The organism is Cytophagia bacterium CHB2 (assembly GCA_030263535.1).
In the GTDB taxonomy this organism is placed as follows: Bacteria; Zhuqueibacterota; Zhuqueibacteria; order Zhuqueibacterales; family Zhuqueibacteraceae; genus Coneutiohabitans.
In genome coordinates, this window is the sequence record SZPB01000215.1 from 1 (window position 1) to 11,372 (window position 11,372).

Annotated in this window: 12 protein-coding genes; all 12 read left to right on the forward strand. The window is 52.4% G+C overall.

What is annotated here, in order from left to right; translation table 11 throughout:
- The first annotated feature begins 184 nt into the window (after window positions 1–184).
- A complete protein-coding gene (locus tag FBQ85_18940) occupies window positions 185–463 on the forward strand; it encodes an ethanolamine utilization protein EutN (GenBank protein ID MDL1877212.1) in 279 nt (92 codons plus the stop codon).
- A 2-nt stretch (window positions 464–465) separates the two neighbouring features.
- The gene (locus FBQ85_18945; protein ID MDL1877213.1) at window positions 466–702 is read left to right on the forward strand and encodes a DUF4160 domain-containing protein; all 237 of its coding nucleotides are present in this window, start codon (window positions 466–468) and stop codon (window positions 700–702) included.
- Complete coding sequence (locus FBQ85_18950; GenBank protein MDL1877214.1) at window positions 683–982, forward strand: DUF2442 domain-containing protein; 300 nt, start codon at window positions 683–685, stop codon at window positions 980–982. The genes FBQ85_18945 and FBQ85_18950 overlap by 20 nt, the downstream gene beginning before the upstream one ends.
- Window positions 983–1,195: 213 nt before the next feature.
- Window positions 1,196–1,906, forward strand: a complete 711-nt coding sequence (gene deoC, locus FBQ85_18955) for a deoxyribose-phosphate aldolase (protein ID MDL1877215.1) — start codon at window positions 1,196–1,198, stop codon at window positions 1,904–1,906.
- Window position 1,907: 1 nt separating this feature from the next.
- Window positions 1,908–3,242, forward strand: coding sequence for a thymidine phosphorylase (locus tag FBQ85_18960; protein MDL1877216.1), 1,335 nt, complete (start codon window positions 1,908–1,910; stop codon window positions 3,240–3,242).
- 140 nt (window positions 3,243–3,382) lie between these two features.
- On the forward strand, window positions 3,383–4,726 hold the full coding sequence (locus FBQ85_18965) for a hypothetical protein (GenBank protein ID MDL1877217.1): 1,344 nt from the start codon (window positions 3,383–3,385) through the stop codon (window positions 4,724–4,726).
- A gap of 279 nt (window positions 4,727–5,005) precedes the next feature.
- Window positions 5,006–6,775, forward strand: coding sequence for a capsule assembly Wzi family protein (locus tag FBQ85_18970; protein MDL1877218.1), 1,770 nt, complete (start codon window positions 5,006–5,008; stop codon window positions 6,773–6,775).
- 129 nt (window positions 6,776–6,904) lie between these two features.
- Complete coding sequence (locus FBQ85_18975) at window positions 6,905–7,393, forward strand: DinB family protein (protein ID MDL1877219.1); 489 nt, start codon at window positions 6,905–6,907, stop codon at window positions 7,391–7,393.
- The gene (locus FBQ85_18980) at window positions 7,393–8,418 is read left to right on the forward strand and encodes a Gfo/Idh/MocA family oxidoreductase (protein ID MDL1877220.1); all 1,026 of its coding nucleotides are present in this window, start codon (window positions 7,393–7,395) and stop codon (window positions 8,416–8,418) included. Before FBQ85_18975 ends, FBQ85_18980 begins: the two co-directional genes overlap by 1 nt.
- Before the next feature lie 115 nt (window positions 8,419–8,533).
- Window positions 8,534–9,172, forward strand: coding sequence for a transferase (locus FBQ85_18985; GenBank protein ID MDL1877221.1), 639 nt, complete (start codon window positions 8,534–8,536; stop codon window positions 9,170–9,172).
- Between the two features lie 99 nt (window positions 9,173–9,271).
- Window positions 9,272–10,396 (forward strand): DegT/DnrJ/EryC1/StrS family aminotransferase, encoded by a 1,125-nt coding sequence (locus FBQ85_18990; protein ID MDL1877222.1) that lies wholly within the window; start codon window positions 9,272–9,274, stop codon window positions 10,394–10,396.
- Window positions 10,036–11,372 (forward strand): glycosyltransferase family 4 protein (locus tag FBQ85_18995; GenBank protein MDL1877223.1); only part of this gene is annotated, 1,337 nt, incomplete at its 3' end. The genes FBQ85_18990 and FBQ85_18995, both read left to right, overlap by 361 nt.

Consider the following 11,372-nt stretch of genomic DNA (forward strand, 5'->3'; position numbering starts at 1 on the left):
GGCTCAGCCGTGGGGGAGTCAGCTTACAAAACCTCGAGTTTTCGGACAGGCGCAATTTACCAAGATTGTCGTGCCGAAGTTGGGCTTCGCCCTACTAACCCGGGTGCTCGCCGTGCGGAATTTCAATTTGCATTTCCTCGCTTTTCTGATTATTTTGGCCGCGTCTGAATCGCGAGAATATTTCATGCTCATTTGTCGCGTTGTCGGAGACGTGGTCTCCACCATCAAAAACGAACATCTGCACGGCCACAAGCTGCTGCTGGTGCAGCCGGTCGAACTCGACGGCAAAACGGAAAAGGGTGAAACCTTGATCGCCGTGGATAAAGTCGACGCCGGGCCGCATGATTTGGTATTGGTGAATCGCGAAGGCGGCGGCGCACGCATGCTGCTCGACAATCCCAAGATTCCCGTGCAAGCGGTGATCGTGGGGGTGATTGATGCCCTTGACACGCCGAGTCTGTAAATATGCCAACGGTACTCCGCAGCGGACCTTATCGCCTTTTCTTTTATGCCGGTGATCGCGATGAGGCGCCTCACATACACATTGAGCGTGAACATAGGACTGCAAAGTTTTGGCTCGTTCCTGTCAGGCTTCATAGTAGCGGCGGTTTTGCCAGGCACGAAATCAACGCAATTCAGAAACTGGTTGAAGTGAATCAAGAACAATTGTTGCGAGGCTGGAATGACTACTTCAACGATTGACATTCAGGAGTTGAAAGCGCAAAATGTCATGGTTACTGAAGATTCATTGACGGTGGATTTGACAGATGGCCGCACCATTTCCGTTCCATTGGCATGGTATCCTCGACTTTTACATGGCAAGCCTGAAGAACGCAGCAATTGGCGTTTGATCGGCAAAGGCGAAGGCATTCACTGGCCTGACCTGGATGAAGATTTGAGCATCGAAGGCCTCATGCTTGGAAGGCCATCGGGTGAAAGCTCGCGCTCGTTTCAGCGCTGGCTCGAAGAACGCACAAAATAATTTCATTGGAGCAATAACGCGCAAGACGGAGCGACTGAATTCTCCAGCGGCCCGCCTCCAAGGCTTTAAGTCATCATCATCCTTGATTTTCTTATGAACCTCAACGCCCGCATTGAACGCATGATTGCCGAAGAAACCGGCAAGCATCATCACACGCCGCATTGCAACTGGTGCTGGGTTTGCCCGGATTGCAAAACCGAGCTGGTCACGCGCATGGTGAGTCATGGCGCGTGCCGCGTCGGCGCGGATCCCGGCATCGCACCGGTGAAAGAACTCGCGGCGCGCTATATCGATCACACCCTGCTCAAGCCGGAGGGCACGCGACAGCAGATCGAAAAGCTCTGCACAGAAGCGGCGGAGTTTGGATTCGCCAGTGTGTGCGTGAATCCCACCTGGGTTTCTTATTGCAGCCACTTGCTGCGCGGCACGAAGGTGTTGGTGTGTACGGTGGTGGGCTTTCCGCTTGGCGCGAACACCACCGAAGTCAAAGCTTCTGAAACGAAACAATGCGTGGAGCAGGGCGCTTGTGAAATCGACATGGTGATCAACATCGGCCGCCTTAAATCGGGCGAGTATGATTTTGTTGCGCAAGACATTCACGCCGTTGTCGAAGCCGCGCATCCTGCTCATGTCAAAGTGATTTTGGAGAATTGTTATCTGACTGACGAGGAGAAAATCAAAGCTTCGTTACTCTCGCGTGAGGCGGGCGCACATTTTGTGAAAACCTCGACCGGCTTCGGCCCGAGCGGCGCGAAGATCGAAGACGTTGCGCTGATGCGGCGCGTGGTGGGCGAACAGCTCGGGGTAAAAGCTGCGGGCGGCATCCGCGAGTATGATATTGCCAGCAAAATGATCGCAGCCGGCGCTTCACGTTTGGGCGCTTCAGCCAGCATTGCCATTCTCGAACATCGAAAGGCTGCTTGACATGAACGCGGTTGAGATCATTCAAAAAAAACGCGACGGCCACGCCCTCTCTGCGGATGAAATCCAATTCGTCATCTCGGCCTATCTCGCCAACAAAGTCCCTGATTATCAGATGTCATCGCTGTTGATGGCGATTTATTTCCGCGGCATGGATGATCATGAAACCGTGGCGTTGACGCAGTTGATGCGTGATTCCGGAGTGGTGCTGAAGCATTCCCACATCTCTGCTCCGAAAGTCGACAAGCACAGCACCGGCGGTGTGGGCGACAAGGTTTCTCTCATACTCGCGCCACTGATGGCCGCTGCCGGCTTGGCCGTGCCGATGATCTCCGGCCGCGGCCTGGCGCACACCGGCGGCACGCTCGACAAACTGGAGGCCATTCCCGGTTTTCAAACACAGCTTTCGCTTGAACGATTTCAACAGCTCACGGCGAGTATCGGCACGTGTTTGATCGGGCAAACCGAAAACATTTGTCCGGCCGATCGCCGTATTTATGCGTTGCGCGATGTCACCGGCACCGTGCCTTCGATGCCCTTGATCTGCGCCAGCATTCTCAGCAAAAAACTCGCGGAAGGCATCGATGCCTTAGTTTTGGATGTGAAAGCCGGTAACGGCGCGATTTTTCCGGATGTCGCATCCGCGGAAGAATTGGCAACGCGACTCATTCGCACGGCAAAGCATTTCAATCTCCCGGTGATTGCATTGCTGACCGGCATGTCACAGCCGTTAGGCAACACGATCGGCAACTGGGTGGAGGTGCGAGAAGCAATAGAGGTGTTGCACGGCGGCGGTCCGCAGGACACGCGCCGCGTCACATTGGCTTTGGGTGCGGCAATGCTGAAAGCGGTGGGAAAGATTCAGCAATTGCACGAAGGCGTAAAACCTCTTGAAAAATTGTTGGACAGCGGCGCGGGGTGGAAAAAGTTTTTGGAGATCGTCAAAGCCCAGCAGGGGGAAATTAAGTTTGTGGAACATCCGGATCGCTATCCCAAGCCGCGGCACACGCTGGCGGTGAAGGCCGCCCAAAGCGGCCATGTTGCGCAAATTGATGCGCGCACGCTTGGGCATTTATCCATGACTCTCGGCGCGGGCCGGGTTGAAGTCAATCATAAAGTTGATCCCTTGGCAGGCATGACTTTGTACAAGAAAGTTGGCGATCCGGTGTCTGCCGGTGAAATGCTGGCGTTGCTGCAAAGCTCAACGGTTGCGGTGGAGGCAAACATTGCAGCACGAGTTCAGCAAAGTTTTGTGATCGCCGATCACGCGGTCACGCCGCCGCCCTTGCTGATTGCGATGTTGGATGAAACAGGCAGGCATGCCCTCACTGGAATTTAGGAATGCCGTTCAAATAACTTTCCCATATCTCAAACCGCGAATGAACGCGAATAAGCGCGAATTGATATATTAGCGTATATTCGCGTGCATTCGCGGTTTCGAGGAAATGAGTCAGTTGTTCAAACGGTACTCTTTCGCCGATGCGCCGGCAAGATCACGAGATAAACTTTTCTTCATCCGCGTTTCTGAATTGCCTCATGCACGAGCAAGCCTCACAACCTCGATCCCGCGACACCTCTGAAAACGGCCAGAATAATATTTCGACAAACAATCATTTGCCCTCTGACGAAGCCGATTTTTTTTCAGCGCTGGCCATACTTCTTGCGCATCGCCGCATGATTGCGCGCAATGTTGTGTTGGGGGCGCTTTTTTTTATCATTCTCGGTTTGGTCTGGCCGCCGACATTCACGGCGCGGACGACGCTTCTGCCGCCCGACAAACAGGATCAACAAGATTGGTTGAATTTACTCAACAATTCTCCTTTGGTACGTTTTGCGGTGCCGCAGGCGCGATCAACCTCAGACTTGTTTGTGGAGATCCTGGGCAGCCGCAGCGTCGGTTCGGGTGTTTTGCATCATCCCGTTCAAATTGATTCAACACAAACGACGTTGGCAAAAAATTGGGAAATCACCAGCGAAGAAAAAGCATTAAAAAAACTCTATCGCCGCACGATGCTGGCAACAACCGAGCAGGGCATAATCGAAATCGCGGTGGAGATGGAATCGCCGGAGCTGGCCGCGGCGATTGCCAATGCGTTTGTCGCGGAGCTGGATCGCGTCAATCAAGAAAAAAGCGTTTCAGCGGCGCGCAATTCGCGCAAATACATTGAAGCGCAGTTGGAAAACACCTCGAAACAACTCACCCAACTTGCCGACAGTCTGACGCAATTTCAAACCCGTTACGGCGCCATCGGTTTGGATGAACAGATGCGCGCGGTGATGGAACAAGCCGGCGCGATCAAAGGCAATATGATCGCCAAACAAGTTCAGCTCGATCTCATGCGCCGCAGTATGACGCCGGACAATCCCGCGCTGGCGGCGCTGGCAGCGGAGATTGCCGCGTTGGGCAACCAATACCTCAGTCTGCAAACCGGCAAGCCTGCAAACGATAGGCTCCAAACCGAATATTTTATTCCTTTTGCGGAGATGCCCGAATTAAGCCGGCGATTGGCAGAGTTGACGCGCGAGGTGAAGGTGCAGGAAACTATCTGGCAATTGCTCAATCAACAGTATTATCAAGCCAAGATTCAAGAAGCGCGTGACACGCCCACGGTGCAGGTTTTAGATCGCGCTCTGCCGCCGGAATTTCGCACGCAGCCGAAACGATTGTTGCTTTTGCTGATTGGAACAAGCGTCGTTTTCATTTTGAGTATACTGGCGGCGTTTATGTTGCATTATGTTCGCGGCTTGCATGCGAACAAAGCAGAATGGAACAAATGGCAGGGCCTTTGGCGAACAAACAAATTGGATGAACCTCTGAGATAGCCGAATTCATGAATTACTGACATTCGGTATTTAATTTGACAAGAATAACTTTGATTTTACAGGCTAAAATGTGTCAAGTCAACTCGCGATTGTCAGTAGTACATTGTTACCCTGAAAAATATATTCACACCTGAATGTCATTCTGAAAGAATCTTGTGAAAATTCGTTCATGACCGCATGCTTCACCAGATTCCTTCGGAATGACACATAAAATAGTCATAAAAATCAAGGTAGCATTGCACTAGAACAGCAAACCACGGCCAAGCCGTGGCGCGAACAATGATAGAAAAAACAAAGCGACGGCCAAGCCGTCGCGGATCGAATTTTTGTGCTGCGCCCGGCATTTTGCTGTGGATGATTTTGTTTCTTGCCGCATTGACGCCGGTTCTTTTATCGCAAACCGTTGAGGTTCCTCCAGGGCATTGGTCGTATCAGTTGCTCGATCGCCTGCGCACGCGCGGCTTTGTCGAAGTGGGATTGACCGGCAGCCGCCCGCTAACGCGACAAACGTTAGCGCAAACGCTGCTCAAGGCATACAAAAATCACAGCGATAAACTCGATCGCAGCGAACGTGAAGCATTGGAGTTTTTGTTCTTTGAATTTTCCGAAGAGATTGAACGCCTTGATGAAAGCAAGCAGGCGCATGACGGCAAGCAACGGCAACGCAACAAACAGGACAAGTGGCTGAGTTGGCTGCCGAATCCGCTTTATGCCAACAGCCGCAACTTTCTCAGCCTGGAAAGCAGGGAATTGCGCTTCTTCTTCGATCCCATTTTTTACCGCGACGGGCTGTTCAACGATACTGATACACTGGCGCGGCAGGATCGTGTTTTCCAAAATACCGGCGGATTCACGTTCTGGGGAACGCTCGGCCGGCATCTGGGATTTTATCTCAACAGCCGCGACACGAAGGAACACGGCACGCGCGCGTATCCCACCTCGTCGCGCATTGCCTGGCCGCGCTTTGGATTTGCGCGCGGTTATGGTACGCATGTCTATCACGATGAAACTATCGCGTATCTTCATTTCACGCTGCCGCATGTTGCGGTTGAGTTCGGTAAAAATCTTAATCGCTGGGGGCCGGGCTACACCGGCGCGTTGGCGCTGAACGACTATGCAACTTCGTATGATCAACTCAAACTCAGTGTGCAGTTCTGGCGGGCAAAGTTTACGTATGTTCACGCGGCGCTGCGCCAACATCCGCCGGTGCTGGTTTCCTCTTATTTGTCGAATGGCGTAGAGCGGCAAATCTTCGCGCAGAAATATCTCGCCGCCCATCGTTTGGAAATCGCGCCGGTTGCATGGATGAATGTCGGCCTGCATGAAACCGTGATCTACGGCGAGCGCGGTATGGAATTGGCTTATCTGAACCCCATCATGTTTTATCGCAGCGCCGAACATTTTCTCGGCGATCGCGATAATGCCACGATGGGCCTCGATCTCGAGGTTCGGCCGCTTAACGGTTTGCGGATTTACGGCGAATGGTTTGTCGATGATTTTTCCGTGGCGCGCCTCGGCGAAAATTGGTACGGCAACAAAGTCGCGTGGCTGGCGGGATTTCATCTGACGAATCCTCTCGGCCTGCCGCGCAGCGATTGGCGCACGGAGTATGTTCGCATCGAGCCTTATGTGTATTCGCACACGTTTCCGATCAATATTTACGAAAACTATGATACGATTTTAGGCCATCCCGCAGGCCCGAATGCCGATCTGTTGTACGGCGAATGGTTCTTTTGGGGAAGCCGGCACTGGCAATTGCGGTTCTCGGCAGAGCGTTATCGTCACGGCGCGAATCCCGTTGAGCGTAACGTCGGCGGTGAGGTTGAGCGGCCGTTTCATGTAAACGATAATCAAACCGTCTACTTTCTCGATGGCATTCGCGAGCGCCGCACGACGCTGCGCTTCGAAGCGCGTTATGAAGTGTTGCGCAATCTCAAGCTGCAATTGGCTGTGCAGCGCGTGAATTTCAAGAATGTGCCGGCAACGGGAGGTCGGCGCGACGTTGGAACATATGCATTGTTTCTCGCTTTGGGACTGAATGCCGATTGAAAGTCCCATTGAAAACTTTTCTAACGGATGAAAAACGGCAAACAGATTTAAGCGATGAATGCCATCCGTTGGCGGCATTTTGTTTTGTTAAACGGGATTCCATAAATTCTAACGAACATAGGATAGATCATGGAAGAAGATTTCTTGAACGATTTCAAGCAAACGATTGAATCCGCCGAGAAAAAACTGCTCGCAATTTCAGAAGCGCAGAGCGAAATGCGTTTAGCGCCGGAAAAATGGTCGGCGAAAGAGTTGCTCGGCCATTTAATCGACTCGGCGGCGAACAATCATCATCGTTTTGTGCTGGCGCAACTCTCGGATGATTTGGTTTTCCCGCGTTATGAGCAGGATAAATGGGTAGCTGCGCAAAAGTATCAGCAAGAATCATGGCCGTTGCTGATTCACCTGTGGAAGGCGTACAATTTGCATTTGCTGCATATCATGGCCACAACGCCGGACGAGATTTTGCGCAAGCGGCGCAGCAATCACAATTTGTATGAGATCGCCTGGCGGCCGGTGGAAAAACATGTGCCGATCAGCTTGAAATATCTGATGCGGGATTATTTGTATCACCTGCAGCACCACTTGAATCAGATGTTTTCAGAAAAAGCAGCGTGATGATACGTTTGGCGCAAATCGGCGTGGGTTATTGGGGCAAGAATTTGTTGCGTAATTTTTATGAGACCGAAGGCGCACAAGTCAAACTCGTTTGCGATCGCGATCCGCAAGCGCTCGCTGCCGTCGCACGGAAAACCAGTGCGGTCGAGACGAGCCTTGACAGTTTGAGCGTTTTTTCACGCGCCGATATTGATGCGGTTGCCATTGCCACGCCGCCGGCGACTCATTTTGAGTTTGCGAGGAAGGCGCTGCTAGCCGGGAAACATGTTTTTGTTGAAAAACCGTTGGCGCAAACGGTTGCCGAATGTGAGGAGTTGGTGCGGTTAGCGTACGATCATCAACGCACACTAATGGTGGGGCACACGTTTCTTTATGACGCCGCGGTGAATCGCATCAAGACTTATTTGCAGGCGGGATTGGCCGGGGAGATTTATTACATCAACTCGCGGCGCTTGAATTTCGGCATCGTGCGGCAGGATATCGATGCCATGTGGAACTTCGCGCCGCACGATCTTTCGATTTTGCTGTACTGGTTGAATGAAAGTCCTGCAACCATTGCCGTGCACGGCGAAGCGCATTTACGAGAACATCTTGTTGATGTCGCGTTCTTGCATTTGAATTTCCCCAGCGGCATTTCGGCGCACATCCACGTGAGCTGGCTCGACCCCAGCAAGGTGCGGCAGATGACGATTGTCGGCTCGGAAAAAATGATTATCTATGACGACGTTCATCCCGACCACAAAATTCAAATTTATGACAAAGGCATTGCCAAAAATAATCTCGCCGCGCATCTCGGTGAATTTGATTCGTTCGGCAAATTTCAACTCATTCGCCGCGCCGGCGATTTGCTGATTCCCAAAATCGATTTTGCCGAGCCGCTGCGCGTGCAATGCCGGCATTTTATCGAGTGTATTCGCGAAAACAAGCGCCCTTTGACGGATGGTGAGCACGGGTTTGCGGTGGTGAGAATTTTGGAGGCGGGTAGAAAATCTTTATTACAAAAAGGTAAAAAGATCGCGATCTGAATCAGTGCAGCATTCGCCGCGCTTGTCTTTATCATAGTGTTGCTTTATCTTGCCTGTGTTTTGTTGAAAGCAGTTGAATGCAGCGAGTGTCGAATAATATGAGTGTGAGGCTATCATGGATTTTGATGATTGCAAAATCCATCCGCGGGTTCGCTTCGGTGAAGGCACGGTATTGCAACCATACTGTGTCATTGGAATTCCCCCGGCAAAAATCGAGTCCGGAAATCTTGAAACCGTGATTGGGGCACAGAGTCTGTTACGCTCGCACACGGTGATCTATGCCGGCAATGTCATTGGCGCACATTTTCAAACCGGCCATCATGTGATGATTCGCGAGTACAATTTCATTGGCGATCATGTGAGTATTGGCACCGGCAGCGTGATAGAACATCATGTCAAAATCGGCGATCGCGTGCGCATTCATTCGCAGGCATTCATTCCGGAATATTCAATTTTGGAAAATGATTGCTGGATCGGCCCGAATGTCGTTTTCACCAATGCCCTTCATCCGTTGTGTCCAGAAGTGAAGAAATGCATGAAAGGCCCGACCATTCGGCGCAGCGCAAAAATCGGCGCGAACGCTGTGCTGTTGCCGGATATCGTGATCGGTGAAAACGCTTTGATCGGCGCGGGCAGCGTTGTTATTGCAGATGTGCCCGACAATGTTGTGATTGCCGGCAACCCCGGCAGAGTCGTTAAGCAAATTGAAGAATTGATGTGTCCTTATGATTTGATTGCGAAACCGTATGCTTGATGCAAAGCAATGGCTAATTGTTAATGGTCAATGGTTAATGAACTGCCTACGACCAACAACCTTTCAGGAACGAACCATTTAAACTCGCAGGAAGGCATTATGAGTTCAAAACCCTCTGGAGTACAGATTCCATTTCTAGATTTGAAAGCGCAATACCGCACGATCAAAACCGAAGTTGATGAAGCCATGCAACGTGTTGTCGAAAATTGTGATTTTGTCGGCGGCGCAGCGGTTGACGAATTTGAGAAGAATTTTGCGAATTTTTGTCAAGCGCCTTATGCGGTGGGCGTCTCGAACGGCGCAGATGCGCTTTATCTCGCGCTCAAAGCTCTGGGCATTGGTCCAAAAGATGAAGTCATCACTGTGCCGAATACGTTTATTGCCACAGCCTCGGCAATTTCGCGCGCCGGCGCAACCATTCGTTTCGTTGATGTTGATCCGTCCACGCTTGAAATGGATGTCACGCAGCTCGAGCGCGCCATCACGCATCGTACGAAAGCGATCATGCCCGTGCATCTTTACGGCCAAATGCCGGAGATGAACACGATTTTGGCCATCGCGGAACAACATCAACTTTACGTGATTGAGGACGCGGCGCAGGCGCACGGCGCCAAATACCATGGCAAAGCAGCAGGCAGCATGGGCATTGCCGCGTGCTTTAGTTTCTATCCCGGCAAAAATCTCGGCGCCTATGGCGACGGCGGCGCAGTGGTTACGCGGGATGAAGAGCTGGCAAAACGCATGCGGCATTTACGCGATCAAGGCCGCGAGTCGAAGTACGAACATTTGATGATCGGGTACAATCACCGCCTCGACACGTTGCAGGCAGCCGTGCTCAACGTGAAACTGCGGCATCTGCCGGCGTGGAATGCGCGCCGCCGCGAGATCGCAGCGCTTTACCGCAGTTACCTGCACGACTACAAAAACGTGCAAGTGATGCGCGAGCCGGAAGGGCAGGAGGGCGTTTATCATCTCTTCGTCGTTCAAGTTGCTCAACGCGGAGCAGTGCAAAATCGCCTGAAAGCCAATGGCATCGCGACTGGCATTCACTACCCGCTGCCCTTGCATTTGCAGCCCGCCTATCAGCATCTCGGCCTGAAACGCGGCAGTTTTCCGGTGAGCGAGGCAGCGGCGGAAAAGGTGTTGAGTTTGCCGATGTATGCAGAGATGACGAATGCCATGGTGGAGCATGTGGCAAGCAGCTTGCGATCAGCCGTGAGTTGAACGTGGCGAGGCCGCGAGTTCTGATCATTTCGGAATTCTATCCGCATGCCGCGGAGACTTATGCCGGCATTTTTGTCCGGGAACAAATAAGCCATTTCAAGAGCTGTGAAGTTGCCGCGGTAATTGCTCCGGTGGTTCAGTATCCGCCGTTGCCGCGTTATCGCCGATTGCGCGCTGTGCAACCGGCAGCCGGCGCATATCAAGAAGCGGGTTATCCGGTCATTCGCGTGCCGGTGCATTATCTCCCCGTCTTTGCCGAAAGTTTTGCGTGCAGGGAATTCTATCGCCGCACAGCAACGGCAATTGCGCAACACCGGCTTGCATTTGATTTGATTCATGCGCATTGGGCGTATCGCAGCGGGTTTGTCGCAAGCAGGCTCGCGCAGAAGTTTGCAAAACCATTCGTGCTGACGGCGCAAGGCTCGGATATTCACACCTGGCTGTTCGAGCATCGCAAGCGCGCCAAAATTTTAGCGGCTCTGCAAACGGCGAATGCGATTATTGCTTTGAATGAAAATCTGCGGGAGAAAATTTTCGCAGAAGGTGTTGCTCGGGATAAGCTGCACGTCATTCCCCAGGGCGTTGATTGCGAAGTTTACAAGCCTTCATCAATCAAGACGAGCAATCTTCGTCCTACGGCTTCAGAGCCGGCGTTTATTTACTTGTGCCTCGCCAATCATTACCGCGTCAAAGGCGTCGATATCCTATTGCATGCGCTCACGCTCACTGATCAGAAAATAAACTTACTGCTGGTCGGCGCGGGACCGGAGACCGCTGCGTTGCAATCGCTGGCGCATGAACTTGGCTTGGGCGCGCGCGTCACATTCGCCGGCGCGCAGCCGCCGGAATCGATTCCCAACTGGATCAATGCTGCAGATGCGGTTGTCATTCCAAGCCGCAACGAAGGCGGCCCTGCGGTTTTGTTGCAGGCAATGGCGTGCGGCAAGCCGGTCGTGGCCACCGCCGTGGGAATGGT